This window comes from Maribacter sp. TH_r10, assembly GCF_033101095.1.
In the GTDB taxonomy this organism is placed as follows: Bacteria; Bacteroidota; Bacteroidia; order Flavobacteriales; family Flavobacteriaceae; genus Maribacter_A; species Maribacter_A luteus.
Genome location: NZ_JAWMPY010000001.1, coordinates 662,155 through 686,414, shown reverse-complemented (window position 1 = coordinate 686,414; position 24,260 = coordinate 662,155). Strand labels below are relative to the sequence as shown.

Genomic DNA, 24,260 nt, shown 5'->3' with positions numbered 1-24,260 from the left:
TATAATTGTTTTAAATTTCAGGGAGTTCATTTTTCACTACATTCCAAAAGTCGTTCACAAAAAGTTTGGCACTACCTATTATGGCCGCGTCTTCTAACAAAGGAGACACTTCAAACTCTAACTGTAAACCTGCCTTTTCCAAATCGTTCTTTAATTTAGGCAAGAAAAGGTCACTGGCCTTTGAGATATTACCGCCCATGACTATGATTTCCGCTTGAAACTTTTTAACGAACGGTATCATGAATTCTGCCATATTAGCACCGAATTCAGTGAAAACTTTTCTAGATTCATCGGTATCTGCAGCAGCGATTTCCTTTACACCCTTTACACGTTGGGAGGTAAGTTCAAAGTACCGTTCAATACACCAACGGGTAGAAAAATAATCATCGCTGATACCCGTTTTATAAGGTTTGTCCCATAAACAACCATCTTGGGGAACGTCATTGGAATTTACTTGTGGAACTCCATTGCTGATAAAAGCAGAACCAAATCCCGTACCCAAGGTTACAACGATAACCTTTTTGCATTTTCTGGCCTTACCTTGTGTAGAAACCCCTACACCAAAAGAAGTGGCATCGTTCAGAAACCTTAGATTTACTTTTTCGCTATTGATGAATTTTGGTAGTTCTTCGGGCACTGAAACATTATGTAAGCTTTCATACTTATCATTATCCCCTTCGAACATGGCAACCCCTGTTTTATAATTGAAAGGGCCCGGTATCGCGAATCCGATATCTGCCTTGGTCTGCATTGAAACACTTTCAATGGACTTATTAATGGCCTTGGCCCAATCCTGCATAATAACATCCTTCGATGCCTTATTGTCTATTTTTGCAGAAAACGTCGTATTTTCAAGAATTTCAAAGGTTCTTAAATTAACAGCTGCGCTAGTAATATGGCTTCCGCCAATATCTGCCCCTATTGCTATTTGATCGGTCATATTAATTTTATTTAGAATTCTCTTTTTATTTCAATATCGTAAGTAAAGTAATCGGTATTATAGAATACGATATTGAATTCGACTGGTCTCTCCCCAGGGTCGCATACCAATCGCTCTCTTTTTAAAATAGGTACTTCTGGAGTTAGATCCAAGGTGGAAACCAATTCTTGATCTGCTTTTATGGCGCTTAACCGCTCTTTGGACGTTGCAACGATGGTATCATGTTCGGTTTCCAATAGTTCATATAGCGGAGTAATGAAGTCCTCTTCCCCTGTTATCCCCACCCTTGGATGAAAATAGGATACGGAATATAGGTACTTTGCCTCTTTTGACCCACGTACTTTCTCGAGCTTCCAGATTTTCTTTGAATTGGATACGGACAAGGCTTCATAAACTTCGTCCGGTGCGATTTCAAATGAAATTTTAACTAAATAATTAACGACTTCAATTCCTAGTTTATCCATTTCTTTGGTGAAACTGATCCAATTATCAAGTCGTGTAGCGATTTTTTTGTTGAGGACTTTGGTGCCGACCCCTTTTTTACGTTCAATGAGTTGTTCTTGAACCAAAGTGTTTACAGCTTGGCGAACCGTGTTCCGGGATACCCCTAACTTCTTAGCCAGGGTCACTTCTTTGGGTAAGAAAAGTTTTCCGCTTCTATAGTCTTCTTGCACGATTAAAGATCTAAGGTATGCCTCAATCTGTGCATGTAGCGGTACTGGGCTATTTTGGTCTAATTTAAAGTCCATAACCAAATACTGTCCATATTCCTTCGTTAATCATCCTCACCTATTCGTTATGGGAATTCGCCCATTCTTCAAAGTTAAGAATTGCTTTGTAAAGTACACCAGCAGAACCACGAAAAGTACCTGAACCTTCCGGTTTATTATCAACAGTGTACCATTCATAAAAGCCATTGTTCTTTATAACCCTATCGGTCATCGGCAATAATTGTTCATAAGCATCCTCGACAAAACCATATTTCACCAATTGCTGAATCATTCTTGCCCCGAACCAGGTCCAATCGCCACCGTTTTGGTAGTTGTATTCCGGATTCATGATTTGGTTCTCAAAATATCCTGCAGGATATGGGGGATATAATGTTAGACCGATCGATCCAGCACCTGCTTTTTTTACCCTGGAAACCATTTCATCGATAGATATTTTAACTTCCTCCTTTGAAAGTAACCCCGCCTCAATTGCCACAGCAGTACCCCCAAAATAGTAGATTTCGTTCTCATTAAAATCCTCAGGAAATGGGGAGCCATCTAAATAAATATGGGGTATGAATTTTTGGGCCTTACTATCCCACAGATGGTTTTTGGCATTTTTTGCCAATCGTCTCCTGATAGGCAACCATTGGTCTTTGATTTCTGGTATTATTTCCAACATATTGTCCAAGGCAATGATCAACATGGCATTGTCATAGATATCAATGGCCCTATGTGTATTCCCATCAATATCAACACCCCAGCCATGCTCTGGTTGCACATCGCCCCAATCGGCAGTGGTTGCCCCCCAAATAAGTCCGTATTCCTTAGAGAACCGCTTGTCCATTAAAAACTGTACCGCCCACTCCATACGTTCAGCAACTGTTTTATCCCCTATTTCCACGTCTAGAATGGAGCTATCCCCTGTCGTCTTTACATATTTGTATACGGCTTGGATCAAAGAAGTTTCCTGATCGGTCTCTACAGTGTTCTTATGGCCAGCATAACGGGGCTCTAATTCGAAGTAGCTGAAATCGGTTTCTTCTTTGGTAATGGCCTCGGCAGGTGTAAACCCATCGATAATGTTGCCATCATCGCCCTGCATTCTAAAAAACACCAAAAGGTTTTCCTTTAATTCTTCTGGCGGAAATACTTCCGCTGAAAGTTCAATAAACGTATTATAGTCCCTAATCCAAACCTCGCGATAACCATCACCAGCATTAAATCCGGTTTCGATAACCGCCAAGGCCCGCTTTTTGACGGCATCGAATTGTTGGTTGGAAAGTACTTTTTTGGCGAGTTCCTTGTTTTCATTACGGTCTTTGCAACCTAGCAAGACCAAACCCAATACAATAGTGATCAGTATTCTCATTTTTTAATTATTTATCGTTCAACGTTGATGGTGGAAGGCTTGATACACCCCATTTTTTATTAGGTTCGGGACCCATTTCCAATTCTAGTTTCCCTCCTTTCAACAGCTCCTTTGAAGGGAACCAAAAGTTCTTTAATCTTTTTCCGTTCAACGTTGCACTTTGTACGTATTTATTATTGAAGGATGTGTTTTTTGCCTCAATAACAAAAGTTTTACCCCTTCCGTATCGCCCACCTAGATCTATTTCCACCTTTTCAAAAATAGGACTTCCTATTTCATAGATGGGATCTACACGAACCCCACCATCTGTTTGAAAAAGCCCTAAGGATGCCATCATGAACCATGCGCTCATTTGCCCTTGATCCTCATCGCCCAAATAGGCGTTGGATATACCAAAACCATAATACCTATCAATAATATCCCTACTCCACTTCTGCGTTAACCAAGGTTTTTTAACCCAATTGAACAAGAATGAAAAATGCATGGATTGTTGATTTCCTTGCGTAACCGGAAAATCCCAATACAACTCATTCGGCGCATTGTACCGCCACGGACTACTGATATTAAACCCATCATCCAAGCGTTTTGCGAATTCCTCCTCACCAACAATAGCAGCAAGTGCAGGCACATCTTGTGGAACAAAAAATGTTAATTGCCATGCATTACCTTCAACATACTGAAAATTCCCTGCCGTTTTAATAGGGTCGAAATCGGGGAACCAAGAACCATCGGAATGCCGTAAATGGGCAAAGCCCCCATCCGGGTTAATGGCATTTTTCCACCAGTACCCTCTTTGTATGAATTCGCCATATTCCTTATCCTTACCTAATGCCTTTGCCAATTGGGACACCGAAAAATCATCAAAAGAGTATTCCAAGGTATTTGAGAAACGCCCTTTGTTATAGGGCACATAATGGTATTTTAGGTAGGGTTCCAAGTCCCTATTCCCTGCAAAACCATTTCCCACCTTTTGACCTAAAGTGGTCTGCATTTTATATACAGCCTCAAAGGCCTTTTCCGCATCGATATTGCCAACGCCCATTTGATAGGCCCCGACGATAAGTGGTATCTCATGTTCTGCCACCATGACCGGAATATATTCCATCCCAGCAGGTCCTTTGGCCAACCAGCCATTCGCATCATACATTCCTAATTGGGAATTCACCCATTTCGAAGACCAATCAGGAGTTGCCAAATTCCAAAATTGATTAAGGTTCCAAAATGTATTCCAAAAGGCATCACACCCTAAAGCCACTCCGTTAGGGTCTTCAATTTTTTGAACCTGCTCCTCGGCATCGACCCAACTACCATCAACATCACTGAATATGTTCCTACTTACCAAAGCACGGTACATATTTGAATAAAACCTTGTTTTTTCCAATCGGTCATTCGATGTGATCAGGACCCTTTCGAATAAATCGTTCCATGCATTTTCTTGATTCTCCCGAACTTTTTCAAAACTCCAACCAAAAGGTTTTGTTATTTCCTCCTCTAAATTGAGGGCAGCGTTGTCTATACTTACATAGGAGATAGCGGTTCTTGTCTGTACCACTTGATTATCCTTGGTATCAAATTCAACAAAGGCAACTACATCTTCTGGATTTTCAACCTTAAATTCCGCAGTATTCGTAATGGCGGCATCATCCTTTCCTTCTTTATCGCCATCTACCCAAACACCAAAATCCTTGATTGGGGCATCAAACTCCATCACAAAATGTACGGTATACTCTTGTGCTATATCATCCCATTTCTTGGGTTGATCACCATCTTCGACAAACTGTTTCCTATAATAACCTTCTCCCCAAACCGAAGGGGATATTTGCTTACTATAACCAACAATCTTATAATCGCTTACTTTTTTAATATAAGCTTCTTCAATCTTATAATTGTATTCTGAAGGTGTTTGTAAATCAACAAGTATCCTGGAGTTGGGCTTATCCTTTGGATAGGTGTACCGCTGAAAACTAGCACGCGTAGTAGCCGTGAGTTCCGCCTTGATCTTATAATCACTTAATAACACGGAATAGTACCCCAACGGTGCCTGCTCTGTATTTTTGTCAACACGTGAACGATAACCGGAATCGGGTTCTCCGGGGTTCCCGACCTCGGTAACCAAAGGGCCATTGGTTGGAAAAGTTCCTAAACCGGCCATAGTCCATTCGTGGATATGGCTAAATGTGCCCACACTTTCAAATGAAGGCTGATACCCTGCTTGCCACCCACTTTTCTGGTTATCCGGACTTATTTTAACCATCCCGAATGGCATCCATGGTCCAGGGGCGATCATCCATCTAGAATGTCCTGTTCCTATTTTGGTATCAACATAATCAACTAATTGATTTTGTTTTTTAGGCAACCTTTCCACAGTTCCTTTTTCTATTGGTTTACCATCCAATAAAACCATGTAACTACTTGTTTTTGATGTTTTCACGGCCATCATGGGTGCTTCATAAATGCTTCGACCATGCTCTACGGTTTCTTTGAATATAACCTTACCATCCAACTCTACCTGAAGCAATGGATTTCCTGAAAGATGCTGAACATCCAATAACAAAGGCTGGACTTCTTTGTTATCGATCTTCAATTCGTATTCCGCAGCTGTAACATTTCTCAAGAATGCGTTTTTGGGCTTTATCAACTTCACATTTTCAGGCCCTTCCAAACGAACTTGGTCAAAAACCAACCAACTGCCTTCCAAAGTCGTCAATTGTATTCTATTACCACCATGTTTTATCAATTCTTCCGGAATAGGGATACTCAATTTTTGTTCCTTGGTATCCTCATTAACCCCTTTTAAGGCTTCAGCATTCTGTCCTTTATCAAGCTTGAATTTCCATGATTCATCATTAACACTTACTTTGAATAAGGGTGGTGTTTCCGGGTTACAATCCAAAACATCAACTACCAATCTCCAAGAACCCTTGCTTGGTTTTTCGCTAATTCCAAACAGGATATTTATTTCATGTGGACGTATCCCCGCTAATCCCGAAGTACCTCCCCAATAATCCATCGCACCTGGCAACACAAAAGGAAAGTCTTTTTTCTCATCGGAAAAACCGACTAAATAAAACCGGTCTTCCCATCCAAAATCATGTTCCAAAAACTTCGTATACCCAGAATTTGCCAAGGCAAATTCCGAGCTACTATCATCCGATTTCCCTATTTCCCAAACCGTTGAATCTTGTGCCTGCGAAGTGGTAAACCATACCAGAACGATAATTAAAAATCGAAACTTTAAACAATTCATTTTTTTTAGTTTTAACATGCTTCGTCCTTTACAAAAGATACAATAACCTTGGCCCTGGTCTTCCCTTTATTCACCAAGGAATAATTTTCGGCAGATGCAGGAACCGCAAAAGTTTCCGCAAATTGGAAGGTTTGGGTTTTGCTGCCCTCGACCTCCAGTTCAATGGACTCTCCCTCGACCAACATCAACACATGGCACTGATCGTTCGTTCCTATATCGACCTTACTATCGAATTCATATCTATAGATGTCATAAAAATGATTTTTGTGGGTCTTTAGGTGGATTTTCTCCCAATCATCCCCTGATGCTTCGATTTTTGGTTGGGCTATGAGGGTTTCGGGCACCTTTTTCCCCTGTCTTTCAAAATTGAGGTTTTCAAAAGCTCTTTCAATATTCATAGGCCTAGGGTTGCCCTCTAGATCCATACGTTGCCAGTCATACATCTTAAAAGTAAATATGTATGGTGTTGCACTGATTTCCAATACCATGTTATTAGTACCTGAACAATGAATGGTACCATGGGGAATTAAAAAAAGATCATGTTTTTGGGCTGGGAATTTCTGTACGTATTTTTCAACATCCAATTCCTCCTTCGATGTATAACTATGTTCCAAGGCCCTTTTAAAACCTTTAGGGTCAATACCCTCTTGGAAACCCAAATACACTTCGGCATCTTCACCGGCATCCAGAATGTAATATGTTTCGTCCTGTGTAAAATTCTCACCAAACTCTTTTTTGATATACTCCGGTTTCGGATGACATTGCACCGATAGGTTCCCCCCTTGAAAAGTATCCAAGAAATCGAACCGAATCGGAAATTCATCACCAAACCTATTTGCTGCCTTCCCTAAAACGTTTTCACTTTCTTGAAACATCAACATGTCGAAAGAGACTTCCAATAAGGCCCCATCACTTTCAAACAACAAACCGTTCTCCGGTACGATCATCTCAAATGACCAAGCGTAATTGGGCACATCCGGATTCAATTCCTTAAACCTTTCTTTCATCCATTGCCCTCCCCAAACTCCAGGTTCAAACCATGGCCTCACCCTGAAATAGAATTTAGACATGCTGGTAAAGGCCTTCCTTAAATCTTCACCAGCCATCCAAACTGGATTTCCCGGCCTTTGTTGATCTACTATTATTGAAATATTTGGTAGTAGTCTCTTTTTTTCTCTGTTGAGCACAGGCCAATCTACAAAGTAAAAATGCTTATACATTTGTTTATGGGCCTTTGGCGAATTAAAACCTAAATTAGTTAAGGCATTGGCCCTCATACGAAATTGAAGTTCGTTTTTAGGCAAGTCAAAATAAACCAGCCTTCCGTCTACGCGAAGTGTACTTGCCCCTGTGCCATAGATTATGTTGATATTTGCATCTGGGTCTAATTTGTTATGGCCCAATTTTTCTTCAACGAAATAATCCCTGATTTGAATCGAAGCTTTATAACCAAAAATCGGGTCATCGCCACCTAAAAACGGGGTTATCAAGGAAGAAATATCATCTTCCGACTTCAAAAAAGCATTTATGTCCTGAAAAGATGTTTTTAGTCCTTTTCTATCAAATTCCGCACGCATTGAGGTAATTACCTCATCCCAGTCAATACCAACATAACCATCTAAAATTACTATTTCGGAATTGGCCAATTCATCTGCCAAGGTGGAGTACCCTTTTTTGATAGCCCCATTTTCAACAGGAAATGAAGGATAAATATCATAGGACGAATCTTGGTGGCTTTCTTTTTCAACTGGAATCAAAAATTGAGATGTCTTTCTTTTCATTATTAGTTTTCAATAGTAGCAAACGAAGATAATAAAATTATATGTACATATGTCTATACATATTAAATTATAATAACAAAAGTTCCTTATCTAAACATATTTACTATCGTTGACCTAAATCCTGGATAACATCGGATGGTATCCTATTTACCTCAAAATCATTATTTGCCAACCAAATCATGGCTTTTGCAATGGTTTCGGGGTAAATTGACCTATACTTCTTCAAAGATCCGGCCATAACGAAATTGGCCACCCGCATCAATTGTTTAAAGATCCATTCCCCAATTCTTTTTTCCTTTCGTTTACCACCTATCAATGAGGGTTGCAGAATATACGTTCTAGGTATTTGAGCCTTTAATACGGCCTCCTCCATTTGTCCTTTTATCCTATTATAAAAAATAGAACTATTGGCATTGGCCCCCAAAGCCGACATGACAATGAATGTTTTTATTCCGTTCTCTTTCGCAAGTAAGGCCGCATTTTTGGGAATCCCTAAGTCAATCTTCTTATAAAAATCCTTATTTGGGGTTTTTGATTTTGTTGTTCCAATACAACAGAAAACCTCATCACCCTTAAAATTTTCCTTAAAGTCTTCCAAGCTGAACATATCACCCAGAAACTCTTCGAGTTTTGGATCTGAAATACCCACAGAACTTCTCGAGAATAGCTTTATTCTGGAATATCTGGAATCATTCAACAAGAGTTCTAACAATCTACCTCCCGTCAGTCCTGTTGCCCCTAAGATTATTGCTGTTTTCACCGCTATTGAATTGGTTAAAAGTTATTATAAATTTACAACATGAAAACGGATTTCCCTTTACGAAAGATCATACATGTTGATATGGACGCTTTCTATGCATCGGTAGAAGAATTGGATAATCCGGAATTAATCGGCAAACCTCTTGCGGTGGGCGGAAATGAAATTAGGGGAGTTGTGTCCGCCGCCAATTATGAGGCTCGAAAGTATGGAGTCCGGAGTGCCATGAGCGGTTATTTGGCCAAAAAGAACTGTCCACACCTAACCTTTGTAAAACCACGTTTTGCCCGTTATAAAGAAATATCACAACGCATACGCAGTATCTTTTTCGAATATACCGATTTGGTAGAACCCCTTTCCTTGGATGAAGCTTATTTAGACGTCACAACCAATAAAAAAGGTAATCCTTCAGCTACCCTGATCGCCCGTGAAATCAGGAAGCGGATTTTCGATGAAATTGGTTTAAGGGCATCTGCCGGAATATCGATAAATAAATTCATAGCCAAAGTAGCAAGTGATTTTAATAAACCCAACGGTCAGAAAACCGTAAACCCAGAAGAGGTTTTGCAATTTTTGGAAGATCTGGAAATAAGGAAATTCTATGGTGTTGGTAAGGTTACCGCAGAAAAAATGTACCGCTTGGGTATTTTTACCGGGAAGGACCTAAAAGAAAAATCCCTTGAATTTCTTGAAAAGAATTTTGGTAAAGGTGGCGGCCATTATTTTAATGTCGTCCGAGGCATACACAACAGTCCCGTTAAACCCCATCGCATACCCAAGTCGGTTGGGGCTGAGCGTACTTTCAGTGAAAATCTGAGCAGTGAGGTCTTTATGCTGGAGCGTTTGGAACATATTGCGACAGAACTTGAAAAACGATTGAAAAAATCCAAAATAGCAGGTAAGACCATTACCCTAAAGATCAAGTATAGCGACTTCACATTGCAGACGCGTAGTAAAACACTACCCTATTTCGTAACTGATAAATCCTTGATATTGGATACGGCAAAAGAACTACTATACCAAGAGAAGATGGAAAACTCGGTACGTCTTTTGGGCATTTCCCTTCATAATCTTAATACCGATAAAAAGAAAACCGAAGCTAAAAAAGACTCGGTTTCATTGCAATTGCAATTTGAATTTTAAAAGCACTGACCTAAAAGAAAATGCCCTGAGATTTTACAGTAACTATTCTTCATCCTTTTCTTCTTTACTAGAGAAATCGGCTCCATAACGTTCTAAAAAATTGCGTTGCATATTTTCCATTCGCTCACGCACTTTGTCAATATCCATAAAATCATGACCAAAATCGCTATCGAAGAAATCATCGTTAAAAAACCGTTTAGCGAACAATGAATCGTCTTCGAATAAATTGGGGAAATCCTTATGGTCAAAATGGGAGAAATTTCGATAAAACCTGGATTGCATTGATTTTAATATGCTATCCCGATCCATAGCTGCCAGTTCATTAAGATCCGTACCGGAAGACCAAGAATAAATTGAATCATAACGAATTAAGTTACCCTCTTCATCAAATTCCCTGTTGACCTTCCAACTACCCTTAGGTTCTTCGGTAATTTGAGCCTTAGTTCCTTCATGGGTATCATCCTTACTTTTCTTTTCCTGGCTATTGCAACTTATGGTTAAAAGAGCAGAAATAGCCAATACAACATACTTTTTCATGATACGATAATTTTATGATTACTACTATTGTTTCGTATTCCAAGGACTATGATTCCGTTTTAAAGAGCTTTTAAGCAAATTAATTATGGGAGGCCCTTTTTAACGACCTCCCATAATCAATGTCACGAAATCTTTATACTTCTTGGTGGTTTCTGAATAGATTCCTCTTTTTTGGGGAGATGAATGCTCAAAATACCATCGGAGTATGACGCTTTAATATTCTCTTCCTTAATGGTTTCAGGTAATGAAAAAGAACGTTTGAAAGAAGAATACCCGAATTCCCTGCGAGTATAATTTCCTTCCTCCTCGTTTTTACCGCTTTCTTCTTTATTTTTTTCTAAGACATCGTTCGAAATGGACAACACTTTATTATCCAGATCAATATGGAAGTCGGTCTTCTTCATTCCCGGAACGGCCATATCAACATAATAAGCATCCTTGGTTTCCCTAATGTTCACTTTGGGCAGTGTGATACCCGTATTGAAATTGGGTGTGAAAATGGATGGAAGGTCACGATTGAACATTTCATCAATCCATGAGGACCATGCTGGGAAAGTTAGGCTATTGTTATTGGTTTTTGCCAAACTTCCGTTTCCTGCTGTTACTAAATTACTCATAACGACAAAAATTTTTAAGTTAGACAATCATTTAAAAATCAATCGGATAACTACAAATAAAATGCCGAAACCTATAATCTATTCCCTAAAGGAAAAAGTTTTAAAACTATTTAAGAAAGACCTTCTTAAACTATTAAAGAAGTATTAAAAAAAATGTCAAAATGACATCGGAAAATGACACTCTTTCACTATTACAAATTACATGCACCGAAGTAATATGCCATTTAGCATATACCATTAGAAAAGTCTAAAACTAAAAAACCCCGATAATAACCAATATCGGGGCTTTTAGAGATTGTTGATACTATTTCACTGTTAAGGTATTATCAGTTGCGGTTGGGTTTAAAGGACAGAAATAAACATACTCTCCCTTTTCCAATTTAGTAGGTTTTGATGATTGGACCTTACCCGTTGCCACAGCCTGTGTCACATATGCCGTTTTAATATGGTTTTCCGGTTTACTAATGTCCTTCCCTTTTTCAACCAGGACAAATCCGACGTCGTGACCCACATTATTATTCGCAATTTCAAAAACATATGTTCCTTCTGTAACCGTGATTTGTTTTTGAGTGAATTCTCCCGGGGTTTGCTCTAGGGAAATCGTGTTAAGTGCATTCTTCTGCATTTTATCTTGGGCATTTGCCGAGAATACCATTCCAACTGCCAATACTATTACTGCTATTATCTTTTTCATCTTTTTAAAATATAATTCCTTGTTACTACTTAATTATGCTTCTATAGTTTCCAATGTTTGGGCAGCTGGGAAATCCACTGGTACATCTGTTGTTTTATGTAAGTAGTTCGATATTGTTTTATCGCCGACCAAAACAATCGTATCCACTAGATTTTCCTTGCTCCAACCTGCACTGAAAAAATCCGCAATGACGGCTTCATCGGTTGCTCCTCGATTTTCCGTAATGTTCTTGGCCAATCTTGCCAAAGCATTCAACTTGGTATCGAAACTTGCTTTTCCTGATCGCAATTCCAAAATTTGATTATCGGTAAAACCGTTCATTTTACCAATTGCCGTATGGGCCGCCAAACAATAGGAACAGTCATTTACCTGACTCACGGCCAAATTCACAACTTCCTTTTCTTTTGCGCTTAAAGATGTTTTGGCATTTGATAAGGCCAAATAATTGGCCAGTGCATTTTCTGAATGGGCATAAGTTGCATATAGATTGGGTACAAAACCAACTGCTTTCTTCAGATTATCGAATATTGCTTGGTTAGAAGTACTTACTTCTTCCCTTTTAGGTACATTAAAATCTCTCATGTTCGTGTTGTTGTTAGTGGGATTGTAGTATCCCGGTTAATACTGATTAAAAAGATCTGATAGGTTCATCCGCGTAGCAATAAAAATCATGATGATATTTTTGCTCACAATGCATTTTTGAATCTAGTGTTTGTGTCTCGGTTCTTCTAGTTTTACCGAAAATCTCGATAAGGTTGAAAATCGATGTCGTATTTATTTTCATCTCGCTTTGTTTTATAATTACAATGCAAAGATGTGACAGGTATCAGGCTTTTTGTTATTACGTATTTCCCGATGGCTTGTAAAAATTTCCCTTAGTGAAGAATATTATGGGTTTCCCGATATTGGGAAGGAGAGAATGAAGTTGCCTTTTTAAAAAACCGACTAAAATGTGCTGGATCGTTAAAACCCAACTCATAAGCAATTTCCTGATTTTGCTTATCTGTAAAATTGATCAGTCTTTTAGCTTCCAACGCTACGCGGTCCAATATAATTTGTTGTGGGGACTTCTGATTGTAAATGGCAAAAAGATTGGATAGTGTTTTAGGACTCTTAAAAAGCAACTCAGCGTATTCACTGACTTTTCTTTTTGTTTTATAGTGTTCATCTACCAAAACATTGAACTTACGGATCATATCTATTTGATCATTATCCAACTTTTTGATAATGAGTTGCTCCTTGGCCAGTCTTGTTGACATTATTATCAATCGTTTCAGTAACATTTGAAGCATATCACCCTGAATTTTATCCGATGTAGAGAATTCATCTTCAAAAATCTCATAGAGCATATCAAACTTACGCTCTTGCTGTTTAGGTATGGTAATAATCGGCAGGTCTTGTGTGCCAAAGAACAATATTCCATTACAGGAAACCTCGGCATCGTGATCAGATATACAATAAAACTCTCGATTGAATAAAAAAGAAGTCAATGGCAATTCGGTATGCTCATATGAAATGTGTTGTAAATAAGTCGTTGTAGTCAATTGATTAGGTTTTAAAACCACAGGGATACCATCAATAAGAAATTCTAAATTATCGGTATTCCTGTTCCATAGGAAATTAATGGTTCCCGAAGTTATTGAAAAACTTCTATGATCTTTCTTTACATCATCCGTAAGACCAAAAACAGACCCCAGCTTAGGGTCATGATATTCAAATTTCATACTTAATTTTATTATGCCTCAAAATATTAGTCTTACTCTATTTTGAAAACTTACTAAAAGAAAAAACCCGAACAACATGGTGTTCGGGTTTATATAGTTAGGTAGTGTAAATGTTAAATATTACATGTCTTTATCTCGGTTACCCTTAAGGTGTTTACCATACCCTTGTCCTTGATCGGCATGGCTGCCAAGCTAATAAGCATATCGCCTTGTTCCAAAAATCCTTTTTTACATGCTATTACGTTTACATCTTCTATGGTTTCATCGGTTGAAACATATTTATCATAATAGAATGCCTTTACACCCCAAAGTAGATTCAATTGGGTCAAGATCCTTCTGTTGGATGTAAACACCAAAATATACGAACTGGGTCTCCATGCGGAAATCTGGAAAGCGGTATAACCACTATTGGTCAAGGTAGATATGGCTTTGGCCTTGATTTCGTTTGCCATGATAGCGGCATGGTAACATACCGACTTGGTTATATATCTATTTGTTCTTATGTGTGGTGGCTCTTGAGGAACAATGATCAATTCCGAGTTCTCAACACTTGACAAGATACTTGCCATTTTCTCGATAACCTCTACTGGATAATTACCTACTGAAGTTTCTCCTGAAAGCATTACGGCATCGGCACCATCCATAACGGAATTCGCCACATCATTGACCTCTGCCCTTGTTGGTGTTAGACTGGTAATCATCGTCTCCATCATCTGGGTAGCGATTATTACGGGAATCCTAGCTTTTTTAGCCCTTAATACCAGTTTTTTCTGAATTAATGGCACTTCATGCGCAGGGACCTCAACACCTAAATCACCACGGGCCACCATTAGACCATCGCAATACGAAACTATCTTATCTATATTTTCGACCGCTTCAGGTTTTTCTATTTTAGCAATAATGGGAATTTTATGTTTCCCGTGCTCTTTGATAATGTTCTGAAGGTCTATAATATCCTGGCTATGCCTTACAAAGGAAAGGGCAATCCAATCAACATCTAAAGAAATGGCAAAAATTGCATCTTCGACATCCTTCTCTGTCAGAGCCGGCAACGAGATATTCGTATTGGGTAAATTCACCCCTTTTTTCGACTTCAAAGGCCCTCCTTGAATTACCTTGGCCTTTACTTTATCTTTCTTATTGGTAGATATGACTTCGAACATTAATTTACCGTCATCCAATAAAATGCGTTCGCCCGGGTTTACGTCTTTTGGAAAAGCCGCATAGTTCATATATACCCTTTCTGAATTTCCTTCGAACGGTTTACCCGTTACGAAGGTAATCTCGTCTCCTGGGGCCACGACCACCTCTTCGGCCATTACACCGACCCTAAGTTTAGGGCCTTGTAAATCCCCAAGGATGGCGATATTGGTTTCCATTTCGGCATTGATCTCACGTATAATCGCTACACGCTCCTTAACATCTTCGTAATCTGCATGTGAGAAATTAATTCTAAAGACATCAACCCCGGCCTTTATCATGTCCACAATTACTTCCTTTTTACTGGTAGCAGGACCTAAGGTTGCAACTATTTTCGTCTTTTTTATTTTTGGCATCAACTAAAAAATTAAATTATTTCTTGATTTCAATGTATCTGCATCTAAACTATATGCAGTGATTATTTTAGGTATGGTCAACAATTTTTTCACTAAATCCGATGTATTTAAATCATCATCGTGTTCAATCTTGACAAAATAATCTACCTCTTTATGCTCTGGTACTAAATAGTGTTTCGCGAACGAAGGCTCATCCTGAAAAAGTCCATCCCGTACCAAAAGCTCTTTTTTCGTACTCTTATTGGCAATTACTATCCAATAACGGTCATGTTGATCGTCTTGCCATTCAAAAAAAGGGAATGACATATGCTCTGACACTTCCAAATCTTTCGGTGCCCTAACAAATAACGACATGAGCACATTGTTCAAGGCATATACAACAGCATAATCCTGCATGGTACTATGTAACGCGATCAGGGTAAAGTCTTCCTCGTAAAAATCACCACTAATTTTATGCACTGCTGCCATATGCGTACAAAAGCGTAAATATATGATTAATAAAATATACTGCCTAAGCCGCTAAAGACTAAAGCAATTTTTGTTCAAATTATAACGATATATTTCCAATTTCATAGTACAGTTTTAACCTATCCTATCCTGAAGGGCAAAAAATGCACGCTTCGAAGCACGTTCCTCCGCTTTCTTTTTTGATGTTGCCCGAGCTTTCGCAACCACCTTGTTCCCAATGGAAAGTTTTACGGCAAAATGTTTCAGCTCATCGTTTCCTGTGTCTTCGTATACATTGTAATTGAAGGCCTTCTTTTGTTTTTGGCACCATTCAATTATCAAACTCTTGTAACTAATGACTTTGCCCTCGAGTTGTTCTATGTCTACATATGGTACAATAACCCTATCATAAATAAATCGCTCACAATACTTGTATCCCCGATCCATATAAATGGCCCCTACCAAAGCTTCAAAGACATTACCATGTATATTATCGCCAAAATGGGTTTTCGGTATTCGACTTTCTACAAGTTTTATCAAGTTTAGGTCTTTCCCTAACTCATTCAAATGCTCCCTACTAACGATTTTAGAACGCATTTTGGTCAAATAACCTTCATCACCTTCTGGCACTTCGTTATATAGATGCTTTGAAATAATGGTTCCCAACATAGAATCGCCCAAAAATTCCAGACGTTCATAATTCATGGGATTGCCATTTTTATCTTTTTTATTTACCGATCTATGTAAAAATGCTTTCTTATAAATTTCCAATTTCCTGGGCTTAAAACCCAAGATATCGGTGATACCCAAAAAAAAATCCCCATCCTGTCCAGAATGGGAATTAAATATATTGGATGGGAAATTCATAATACGATTAGCTCAGTTTCTTAAATACCACACATGCATTATGCCCGCCAAAACCAAAAGTGTTGCTCATGGCGACATTCACTTCCCTTTTTTGTGCTTTATTCAAAGTAAGGTTCAATTTTGGGTCAATTCCTTCGTCAAAGGTAGTATGGTTTATTGTCGGCGGTACAATTCCATGTTTAATGGACAAGATAGAAGCAATCGCCTCAATAGCCCCGGCAGCTCCCAATAAATGACCTGTCATAGACTTCGTTGAATTGATATTGATTTCATGTGCATGCTCTCCGAAAACCTCCGAAATAGCCTTAAGTTCAGCAACATCTCCCAAGGTAGTGGAAGTACCATGGGTATTGATGGCATCTACATCTCCCGGGCTTAAACCTGCATCACGCAAACAATTCTTCATAACCTGTACTACCCCGATACCATCAGGATGTGGTGCGGTCATATGGTAGGCATCACTTGACATTCCGCCACCAAGTACCTCAGCATATATTTTAGCACCTCTTGCCTTGGCATGTTCGTACTCCTCGAGTACAAGTGCCCCTGCTCCTTCCCCTAATACAAACCCATCTCTGGTAGCATCAAAAGGTCTTGAAGCGGTTTCCGGACTATCGTTCCTGGTTGATAGGGCATGCATGGCATTGAAACCTCCCATACCCGCCATGGTAACAGCAGCCTCACTACCTCCGGTAACGATGACATCACAATGGCCCAGTCTAATATAGTTAAGTGCATCGATCATTGCATTTGCCGATGAGGCACATGCAGAGACCGTGGTATAGTTTGGCCCCATAAAACCATGTTTGATAGAGATATTACCAGGGGCAATATCCGCAATCATTTTAGGAATAAAGAAAGGGTTGAACCTTGGGGTACCATCACCATTCGCAAAATTTATCACTTCGTTCTGGAATGTTTCCAGACCACCAATACCTGCTCCCCAAATTACCCCGACCCGAAATTTGTCTACAACATTCAGGTCTAATTTGGAATCAAGTATGGCCTCATCTGAGGAAACTAAAGCATATTGGGCAAATCGGTCTAATTTACGTGCTTCCTTACGGTCGAAAAAATCTTCAGCTTTGAAGTTTTTAAGTTCGCAGGCAAATTTGGTTTTGAACTTTTCAGCATCATAATAGGTCACGGGGGCAGAGCCACTTTTACCGCTTACCAAACCTTCCCAATATTCTTCAATATTATTACCAATAGGTGTCAAAGCACCCAATCCTGTAACTACAACTCGCTTTAACTGCATTGATCTAACTTTAGATTATTAAGCCAAGTGAAATTAAATAAAAATATCCATGCGGCTTGTTTACCGCATGGATAATTATCAACTTTTCAAGAAATCATACGATTACTTAGCTTCTTCTATATAGCTTATGGCTTGGCCAACTGTTGCGATATTTTCAGCTTGATCATCAGGGATTTGAATATCGAATTCCTTTTCGAATTCCATGATCAACTCAACTGTATCCAGTGAATCCGCCCCTAAATCGTTGGTAAAGCTAGCTTCTGATACTACTTCGTTTTCATCAACTCCTAACTTATCAACAATGATAGCCTTAACTCTTGATGCAATGTCTGACATAATAATTTTGGTTTTTAAAATTTAAATTGTTGGCAAAAATAAAAAACTTTGGTGTTAATAATACCATTTGTGGTTAAAATGTCCAGTAATTTAAGAAATTTAAATACAAGAGTATTAATTTAGCCCAAAATATTTTCTTCGGTAACGGTATTGAAAAGATTAATTGGATTGTAGATTATAGCCCTTTTTTAAATATACGTGTTTGCTATGTTCTTTAATCTGCCTTGTTTTTTCGACCTTAGACTGAAATTAAAACAATATTCTCTTTATTAAAAATCCGATTCTTTTGAAAACCAAACAAATTGTTTTATTTGCCTCTGGTTCTGGATCCAATGTTGAAAATATAATCCGGTATTTTCAGGATAAGCCCAACGTTACTATAGCCATGGTATTGACTAACAAAAGGAATGCCAAAGTTTTAGAACGATGCAATAGACTAAATATCAGTGCCCTATATTTTAACAAAACCTCATTCAAGGAAACAGAATGTGTTCTTGATATTTTAAAATGTGCCAAACCGGATTTAATTGTTCTTGCCGGATTTTTATGGAAAGTCCCTGAAAATATCATTAAGGCATTCCCGAACCAAATTATTAACATACACCCTGCACTCTTACCAAAATATGGAGGAAAAGGCATGTACGGGGATAATGTACATAAAGCCGTAAAAGAAAATAAGGATTCCGTTTCAGGAATTACCATTCACTACGTTAATGAACATTATGACGAAGGTGCCATAATACAACAGGTAGAGACCAAAATCCTTCCAAACGATACCCCGGATGAAATTGCGGCTAAGGTGCATGCACTGGAATATGAATATTTTCCCAAAGTCATTGAACAACTGTTAATGGCCCAATAATGGCGAAAAAGGAGAAGTTTTATGTGGTTTGGAAAGGCAAACGACCCGGAGTATATACTACCTGGAATGATTGCAAAGCTGCGATTACGGGTTATAAAGGCGCCCAGTATAAATCTTTCGCCTCTTTTGATGTAGCCAAGAAAGCCTACAACTCCAGCTATGAGGAATATAAAGGGAAAAAGAATTCCACCTCGAGCTTAACCCAAGAGCAACTGCTTAAAATAGGGAAGCCCAATTATCATTCAATCTCAGTAGATGCGGCATCGAGTGGAAATCCCGGTATTATGGAATACCAAGGGGTCGACACCAAAACAGGGAAAAGATTATTCAAACAAGGACCGTTTAAGCAGGGAACCAACAATATAGGTGAGTTTTTGGCCATTGTTCACGGATTGGCATTTTTAAAACAACATAAAAGTGACCGCATTATTTATACAGATTCAAGAACGGCAATGAGCTGGGTAAGAAAAAAAACATGCAATACAAAATTGGCCGAAACACCGGAGAACAAAGAGCTTTTTGATTTGGTTCGCAGAGCATTGGATTGGTTAAAGAAAAACCCCTATGACACACCTATTGTTAAATGGGAAACGAAAGCTTGGGGAGAAATTCCTGCAGATTTTGGAAGAAAATAAGGCCTTTGACAACTTTTTGTAATAAGGTCGAGTAGCTATGGATTTTAGCCCATCATTAATGTATATTTGCAGCAAAATTCTATTTTAATGGGTAAATTACTGATTGTAGGCACCGTTGCCTTCGATGCTATTGAAACACCTTTTGGCAAAACAGATAAAATTTTGGGCGGGGCCGCGACCTTCATAGGTCTTGCAGCTTCCCAATTCGATGTAAAATCGGCTATTGTTTCGGTAGTAGGTGATGATTTTCCGCAAGAATATATCGATCTTCTCAAGAACAAGAACATTGACACCTCATCACTCGAAGTAGTTAAAGGAGGTAAAACTTTTTATTGGAAAGGAAAGTACCACAATGACTTGAATTCAAGGGATACTTTGGTTACCGAACTGAACACCTTGGCCGATTTCAAACCTGTGGTGCCTAACAATTTTAAAGATGCCGATGTTGTTATGCTGGGCAACTTGCACCCCAGTGTTCAAATGAGTGTTATCGAGCAGATGGCGAAAAGACCAAAATTAGTTGTTTTGGACACCATGAATTTTTGGATGGACAACACCCTCGAGGAGCTAATGGAGGTGATAAAACATACCGATGTAATCACGATAAACGATGAAGAAGCTAGGCAATTGACCAATGAATATTCCTTGGTTAAGGCAGCAGAGAAAATACAGGAAATGGGCCCTCGATACGTTGTTATCAAAAAAGGGGAACATGGAGCGCTCCTGTTCAATGAAGACAATGTTTTCTTTGCACCTGCCTTACCGTTGGAAGAAGTTTTCGACCCGACAGGGGCAGGAGACACCTTCGCTGGTGGTTTTAGTGGATTTTTAGCCGCGACCGACAATACATCATTCAATAATTTAAAGAGTGCTGTTATACATGGTTCCAATTTAGCTTCATTTTGCGTAGAGCGCTTTGGAACGGAAAGAATGCAAAGTCTCGGCAAGGATGAGGTAAATTCCAGATTACATCAATTCAAGGCATTGACGCAGTTCGATATTGAATTACAATAATGATACGCCCTGACAAAAAAGTCAGGGCTTTTTTAATCGACACAACCGGTGATCAAAACTGTGGTTACATCCTCTAATTAGGAGGAAGGCAAAGATTTATAAAGGGTATTCCCCAATAAACAAAGTGGGGAGATTTGGGCAAATTATAGAGTATTACAAATGAGCGATGCAATAAAACACGAATGTGGAATTTCGGTAATCCGTTTACTTAAACCGCTATCTTATTACAAAGAAAAATACGGTACGGCTTTTTATGGGGTGAATAAAATGTACCTGATGATGGAAAAACAGCACAACCGTGGACAGGATGGTGCCGGTTTCGCCAGCATTAAGCTAGATATGAAACCCGGTGAACGCTACATGAGCAGGGTTCGCTCCATTCAACAGCAACCGATCCAAGATATCTTTGATCAGATCAATGACCGCATAAACACTGAATTTACTAAGCATCCTGAATATAAAGAAGATGTGGCTGCCCAAAAAAACAACATTCCGTATATCGGAGAGGTTTTATTGGGACATGTTCGCTATGGCACTTTCGGCAAGAACAGTATAGAAAGTGTACACCCTTTCCTAAGACAGAACAATTGGATGCACCGAAACCTTATCGTTGCCGGAAATTTCAATATGACCAATGTAAATGAACTTTTCGATAATCTTGTGCAACTTGGTCAGCATCCCAAGGAAATGGCAGATACAGTAACGGTTATGGAAAAAATAGGTCATTTTTTAGATGATGCCGTAGCCAAGTTATACAAACAGATAAAAAAAGAAGGGTATAGTAAAATGGAGGCTTCACCTTTAATCGCAGAAAGGTTGAAACTGAACAAAATTCTACGAAAAGCAGCCAAAAACTGGGATGGGGGCTACGCAATGGCCGGAATGTTGGGCCATGGCGACGCTTTTGTGCTTAGAGACCCCTCGGGTATAAGACCTGCTTACTATTACAAGGATGATGAGATAGTTGCAGTAGCTTCCGAACGACCTGCGATCCAAACCGTTTTTAATGTGCCTTTCGAAAAAGTCAAGGAAATTAGTCCAGGGCATGCCATTATCATTAAAAAAGACGGTAGCTCGTCAATCAATAAAATCTTGGAGCCAAGGGAAAGAAAGGCCTGTTCCTTTGAACGCATCTATTTTTCACGTGGAAGTGATAAGGAAATCTACCAAGAACGAAAAGAATTGGGAAAACTACTATTTCCCCAAATCCTAAAAGCGATTAACAACGATATTAAGCATACAGTATTTTCATATATTCCCAATACTGCCGAGACGTCATTTTTCGGGATGGTGAAAGAGGCACAGAATTATTTGAACAAAAAGAAGGAAGAACAGATTCTAAGTATCGGTTCCAAAATCACACAAAAAGAACTACATGCCATTTTGGACATTCGACCAAGAATTGAAAAAGTGGCTATAAAAGATGCGAAGCTCAGGACCTTTATCACCCAAGACAGCAGTAGGGATGACCTGGTTGCCCATGTATATGACATATCTTATGGATCAGTCAAAAAGAACGATAATCTAGTAATTATCGATGATAGTATCGTTCGTGGTACTACACTGAAAAAAAGCATCTTACGAATACTAGATCGTTTATCGCCTAAAAAAATAATCGTCGTTTCATCGGCTCCACAAATACGATATCCGGACTGTTATGGTATAGACATGGCAAAATTAGAAGATTTTGTGGCATTTAAGGCCGCATTAGCCTTGCATCAAGACAACAACACCATGGATCAGGTAGAAGCTATATACAAAAAATGTATTGACCAAGCCAAGGCCCATGATGATGAAATAGTGAATTATGTGAAGGATTTCTATGCGCCATTTACAGCGAACCAAATATCGGACAAGATCGGTGAGTTACTAAGTCCGCCTGAGATTAAAGCCCAAGTTAAGATTATATACCAAACCATAGAAAGCCTTCACCAAGCGTGTCCCGATAACCTCGGTGATTGGTACTTTACGGGCAACTACCCCACAAAAGGTGGCAACAGGGTCGTAAACAAAGCTTTCATCAACTTTTACGAAGGAAAGAACGAAAGGGCATATTAATATTTTTATCGATGAAATGCACGCAACTACGCATTTCATCGATAATATAAGGCTTTTATCGTCTTTTTACTCAAGAAGGAAGTACACCCACCTACTTTAGACTTGCCATAGCATAAGTAGGTTAAGTTCATGGTAAGATTTGGGGCAAAAAAGGTGGAGACTTCTCCGCCTTTTTTATTTAACTAGTGGATATAAAGCCAAATACAAATATAATCCTGTCTTTTTCGAAGGATCATATCTATCCTCCACCCTACTTTCAAGACAATACTTCTATCAAAGAATTACACTTTACCGCTTTTATAGACACTTCAACTAAGAATTTTCCAAACAGTCAAGTGCTGTCATACATTCGCAGGACCATAGCATAAGTAGGTTAAGTTCATGGTAAGATTTGGGGAAAAAGGCAGAACTATGTTCTGCCTTTTTATTTTTTGAACTATTACATCCATCAAAAAAAATGTCCCCTGAAAATTTCAAAAAGCATTTTAACCATAGATCAGGGAGTTCGTCCAAAAACTTCTAATACCTAACCATAATGCCCTAAGTTTGGAGGACCATAGCATAAGTAGGTTAAGTTCATGGTAAGATTTGGGGAAAAAAGGTAGAACTATGTTCTGCCTTTTTATTTTTGGAACTACTACATCCATCAATAAAATGACCTCTGAAAATTTCAAAAAGCATTTTAACCATAGATCAGGGAGTTCATCCAAAAACTTCTAATACCTAACCATAATGCCCTAAGTTTGGAGGACCATAGCATAAGTAGGTTAAGTTCATGGTAAGATTTGGGGAAAAAAGGTAGAACTATGTTCTGCCTTTTTTATTTGCTTCATCCTCAACAATTGGCAGGGTTATCCTAGTTTCACTCCTCTCTGAATCCCCGTTATCACTATAAATGAAACCCAAAATTTGTTAAAATTCCTTTTTTATTTCCTACAAACCAAGTATTTTAGTCGTGCCATAGCATAAGTAGGTTAAGTTTATGGTAAGATTTGGGACGAAAAGGGTGGAGGCTTCTCCACCCTTTTCTATTTTAAGGCATAAAAAAACCCTCAAGCAAACTGCTTAAGGGTTTCTTAATTTAATTTGTACGCCCTTATTTATTGGCATCATATAATTCCGCAACTTTATCCCAATTGATTACATTGAAAAAAGCATTTATGTAATCAGGTCTTCTGTTTTGGTAGTTTAAATAATAAGCATGCTCCCAAACATCCAATCCTAAAATAGGAAAACCCTCACAACCTGTGCTAGGCATAAGCGGATTATCTTGGTTCGGAGTAGAGCAAACTTCTACTTTACCACCTTTATGTACACAAAGCCAAGCCCATCCGGAACCGAATCTAGTGCCAGCGGCCTTGCTGAATGCTTCCTTGAACGATTCAAATGAGCCAAAAGCGTCTTTAATCGCATTCGCCAATTCCCCTTTAGGCTCACCACCTCCATTAGGGGACATTACTTCCCAAAACAAGGAATGGTTATAAAAACCACCGCCATTGTTACGTACGGCAGCATTACCCATATCCAAATTCGTTAAGATATCCTCGATGGATTTTTTATCCAAATCCGTTCCGGCAATAGCACCGTTAAGATTATTGGTATAACCATTATGATGTTTGGTATGGTGTATTTCCATGGTTCTAGCATCAATATGTGGTTCCAATGCATCGTATGCATAAGGTAATTTTGGTAATTCAAAAGCCAT

The 24,260-nt window shown here is 38.8% G+C and carries 22 protein-coding genes; 5 read left to right on the top strand and 17 right to left on the bottom strand.

Annotated features, from left to right (window positions below):
- Positions 1-10 precede the first annotated feature (10 nt).
- From R3X28_RS02845 to R3X28_RS02820, 6 genes are all read right to left on the bottom strand, one after another.
- A complete protein-coding gene (locus tag R3X28_RS02845; RefSeq protein WP_317662255.1) occupies positions 11-940 on the bottom strand; it encodes an ROK family protein in 930 nt (309 codons plus the stop codon).
- Between the two features lie 11 nt (positions 941-951).
- The gene (locus R3X28_RS02840; RefSeq protein WP_282053797.1) at positions 952-1,689 is read right to left on the bottom strand and encodes a GntR family transcriptional regulator; all 738 of its coding nucleotides are present in this window, start codon (positions 1,687-1,689) and stop codon (positions 952-954) included.
- 40 nt (positions 1,690-1,729) lie between these two features.
- Positions 1,730-3,022 carry a GH36-type glycosyl hydrolase domain-containing protein gene (locus R3X28_RS02835; protein WP_317662252.1) on the bottom strand — a complete coding sequence of 431 codons (1,293 nt, stop codon included), beginning with the start codon at positions 3,020-3,022 and terminating at the stop codon, positions 1,730-1,732.
- A 7-nt stretch (positions 3,023-3,029) separates the two neighbouring features.
- On the bottom strand, positions 3,030-6,269 hold the full coding sequence (locus tag R3X28_RS02830) for a GH92 family glycosyl hydrolase (RefSeq protein ID WP_317662250.1): 3,240 nt from the start codon (positions 6,267-6,269) through the stop codon (positions 3,030-3,032).
- Between the two features lie 11 nt (positions 6,270-6,280).
- Positions 6,281-8,050, bottom strand: coding sequence for a class I mannose-6-phosphate isomerase (locus R3X28_RS02825; RefSeq protein ID WP_317662248.1), 1,770 nt, complete (start codon positions 8,048-8,050; stop codon positions 6,281-6,283).
- Between the two features lie 103 nt (positions 8,051-8,153).
- Positions 8,154-8,816 carry an NAD(P)H-binding protein gene (locus tag R3X28_RS02820; protein ID WP_317663052.1) on the bottom strand — a complete coding sequence of 221 codons (663 nt, stop codon included), beginning with the start codon at positions 8,814-8,816 and terminating at the stop codon, positions 8,154-8,156.
- A gap of 33 nt (positions 8,817-8,849) precedes the next feature.
- Here R3X28_RS02820 and dinB point away from each other — a divergent pair, with 33 nt between their 5' ends.
- Positions 8,850-9,950, top strand: coding sequence for a DNA polymerase IV (gene dinB, locus R3X28_RS02815; protein ID WP_317662246.1), 1,101 nt, complete (start codon positions 8,850-8,852; stop codon positions 9,948-9,950).
- Positions 9,951-9,992: 42 nt separating this feature from the next.
- Here the strand turns inward: dinB and R3X28_RS02810 are convergent, their stop codons facing one another.
- From R3X28_RS02810 to R3X28_RS02765, 10 genes are all read right to left on the bottom strand, one after another.
- The gene (locus R3X28_RS02810; protein ID WP_317662244.1) at positions 9,993-10,487 is read right to left on the bottom strand and encodes a hypothetical protein; all 495 of its coding nucleotides are present in this window, start codon (positions 10,485-10,487) and stop codon (positions 9,993-9,995) included.
- A 122-nt stretch (positions 10,488-10,609) separates the two neighbouring features.
- Entirely contained in the window at positions 10,610-11,104 is a 495-nt protein-coding gene (locus R3X28_RS02805; protein ID WP_317662242.1) for an Hsp20/alpha crystallin family protein, read from the bottom strand.
- 304 nt (positions 11,105-11,408) lie between these two features.
- Complete coding sequence (locus tag R3X28_RS02800) at positions 11,409-11,798, bottom strand: plastocyanin/azurin family copper-binding protein (protein WP_317662240.1); 390 nt, start codon at positions 11,796-11,798, stop codon at positions 11,409-11,411.
- Between the two features lie 33 nt (positions 11,799-11,831).
- On the bottom strand, positions 11,832-12,380 hold the full coding sequence (locus R3X28_RS02795; RefSeq protein ID WP_154363455.1) for a carboxymuconolactone decarboxylase family protein: 549 nt from the start codon (positions 12,378-12,380) through the stop codon (positions 11,832-11,834).
- Between the two features lie 293 nt (positions 12,381-12,673).
- Complete coding sequence (locus R3X28_RS02790) at positions 12,674-13,522, bottom strand: helix-turn-helix domain-containing protein (RefSeq protein WP_317662237.1); 849 nt, start codon at positions 13,520-13,522, stop codon at positions 12,674-12,676.
- A gap of 113 nt (positions 13,523-13,635) precedes the next feature.
- A complete protein-coding gene (pyk, locus tag R3X28_RS02785; RefSeq protein ID WP_282053811.1) occupies positions 13,636-15,078 on the bottom strand; it encodes a pyruvate kinase in 1,443 nt (480 codons plus the stop codon).
- Between the two features lie 3 nt (positions 15,079-15,081).
- Entirely contained in the window at positions 15,082-15,546 is a 465-nt protein-coding gene (locus R3X28_RS02780) for an IPExxxVDY family protein (RefSeq protein WP_154363461.1), read from the bottom strand.
- Positions 15,547-15,660: 114 nt separating this feature from the next.
- Positions 15,661-16,392, bottom strand: coding sequence for a ribonuclease III (rnc, locus tag R3X28_RS02775; RefSeq protein WP_154363463.1), 732 nt, complete (start codon positions 16,390-16,392; stop codon positions 15,661-15,663).
- A 7-nt stretch (positions 16,393-16,399) separates the two neighbouring features.
- Positions 16,400-17,650, bottom strand: coding sequence for a beta-ketoacyl-ACP synthase II (fabF, locus tag R3X28_RS02770; protein ID WP_154363465.1), 1,251 nt, complete (start codon positions 17,648-17,650; stop codon positions 16,400-16,402).
- 102 nt (positions 17,651-17,752) lie between these two features.
- Positions 17,753-17,986: an acyl carrier protein gene (locus R3X28_RS02765; RefSeq protein ID WP_047247024.1), complete on the bottom strand. Its 234-nt coding sequence runs from the start codon at positions 17,984-17,986 to the stop codon at positions 17,753-17,755.
- A 286-nt stretch (positions 17,987-18,272) separates the two neighbouring features.
- Here R3X28_RS02765 and R3X28_RS02760 point away from each other — a divergent pair, with 286 nt between their 5' ends.
- The 4 genes from R3X28_RS02760 to R3X28_RS02745 all read left to right on the top strand — a co-directional run bounded on the left by R3X28_RS02760 (position 18,273) and on the right by R3X28_RS02745 (position 22,555).
- Entirely contained in the window at positions 18,273-18,848 is a 576-nt protein-coding gene (locus R3X28_RS02760) for a phosphoribosylglycinamide formyltransferase (RefSeq protein WP_317662232.1), read from the top strand.
- Positions 18,848-19,483 (top strand): viroplasmin family protein, encoded by a 636-nt coding sequence (locus tag R3X28_RS02755; protein ID WP_154363470.1) that lies wholly within the window; start codon positions 18,848-18,850, stop codon positions 19,481-19,483. The genes R3X28_RS02760 and R3X28_RS02755 overlap by 1 nt, the downstream gene beginning before the upstream one ends.
- Positions 19,484-19,570: 87 nt before the next feature.
- Positions 19,571-20,497 (top strand): PfkB family carbohydrate kinase, encoded by a 927-nt coding sequence (locus R3X28_RS02750; RefSeq protein ID WP_317662227.1) that lies wholly within the window; start codon positions 19,571-19,573, stop codon positions 20,495-20,497.
- A 159-nt stretch (positions 20,498-20,656) separates the two neighbouring features.
- On the top strand, positions 20,657-22,555 hold the full coding sequence (locus tag R3X28_RS02745; RefSeq protein ID WP_154363473.1) for an amidophosphoribosyltransferase: 1,899 nt from the start codon (positions 20,657-20,659) through the stop codon (positions 22,553-22,555).
- Positions 22,556-23,651: 1,096 nt separating this feature from the next.
- On the opposite strand, the gene R3X28_RS02740 is transcribed toward R3X28_RS02745, so the two are convergent.
- Positions 23,652-24,260, bottom strand: a complete 609-nt coding sequence (locus tag R3X28_RS02740) for a superoxide dismutase (RefSeq protein WP_317662223.1) — start codon at positions 24,258-24,260, stop codon at positions 23,652-23,654.

Coding starts and splice junctions, on each gene's coding strand:
- R3X28_RS02845 (WP_317662255.1), bottom strand. CDS start 940: ATGACCGATCAAATAGCAATAGGGGCAGATATTGGCGGAAGCCATATT.
- rnc (WP_154363463.1), bottom strand. CDS start 16,392: ATGAATTTCCCATCCAATATATTTAATTCCCATTCTGGACAGGATGGG.
- R3X28_RS02800 (WP_317662240.1), bottom strand. CDS start 11,798: ATGAAAAAGATAATAGCAGTAATAGTATTGGCAGTTGGAATGGTATTC.
- fabF (WP_154363465.1), bottom strand. CDS start 17,650: ATGCAGTTAAAGCGAGTTGTAGTTACAGGATTGGGTGCTTTGACACCT.
- dinB (WP_317662246.1), top strand. CDS start 8,850: ATGAAAACGGATTTCCCTTTACGAAAGATCATACATGTTGATATGGAC.
- R3X28_RS02830 (WP_317662250.1), bottom strand. CDS start 6,269: ATGAATTGTTTAAAGTTTCGATTTTTAATTATCGTTCTGGTATGGTTT.
- R3X28_RS02745 (WP_154363473.1), top strand. CDS start 20,657: ATGAGCGATGCAATAAAACACGAATGTGGAATTTCGGTAATCCGTTTA.
- R3X28_RS02755 (WP_154363470.1), top strand. CDS start 18,848: ATGGCGAAAAAGGAGAAGTTTTATGTGGTTTGGAAAGGCAAACGACCC.
- R3X28_RS02740 (WP_317662223.1), bottom strand. CDS start 24,260: ATGGCTTTTGAATTACCAAAATTACCTTATGCATACGATGCATTGGAA.
- R3X28_RS02765 (WP_047247024.1), bottom strand. CDS start 17,986: ATGTCAGACATTGCATCAAGAGTTAAGGCTATCATTGTTGATAAGTTA.
- R3X28_RS02750 (WP_317662227.1), top strand. CDS start 19,571: ATGGGTAAATTACTGATTGTAGGCACCGTTGCCTTCGATGCTATTGAA.
- R3X28_RS02795 (WP_154363455.1), bottom strand. CDS start 12,380: ATGAGAGATTTTAATGTACCTAAAAGGGAAGAAGTAAGTACTTCTAAC.
- R3X28_RS02790 (WP_317662237.1), bottom strand. CDS start 13,522: ATGAAATTTGAATATCATGACCCTAAGCTGGGGTCTGTTTTTGGTCTT.
- R3X28_RS02810 (WP_317662244.1), bottom strand. CDS start 10,487: ATGAAAAAGTATGTTGTATTGGCTATTTCTGCTCTTTTAACCATAAGT.
- pyk (WP_282053811.1), bottom strand. CDS start 15,078: ATGCCAAAAATAAAAAAGACGAAAATAGTTGCAACCTTAGGTCCTGCT.
- R3X28_RS02840 (WP_282053797.1), bottom strand. CDS start 1,689: ATGGACTTTAAATTAGACCAAAATAGCCCAGTACCGCTACATGCACAG.
- R3X28_RS02805 (WP_317662242.1), bottom strand. CDS start 11,104: ATGAGTAATTTAGTAACAGCAGGAAACGGAAGTTTGGCAAAAACCAAT.
- R3X28_RS02835 (WP_317662252.1), bottom strand. CDS start 3,022: ATGAGAATACTGATCACTATTGTATTGGGTTTGGTCTTGCTAGGTTGC.
- R3X28_RS02825 (WP_317662248.1), bottom strand. CDS start 8,050: ATGAAAAGAAAGACATCTCAATTTTTGATTCCAGTTGAAAAAGAAAGC.
- R3X28_RS02780 (WP_154363461.1), bottom strand. CDS start 15,546: ATGGCAGCAGTGCATAAAATTAGTGGTGATTTTTACGAGGAAGACTTT.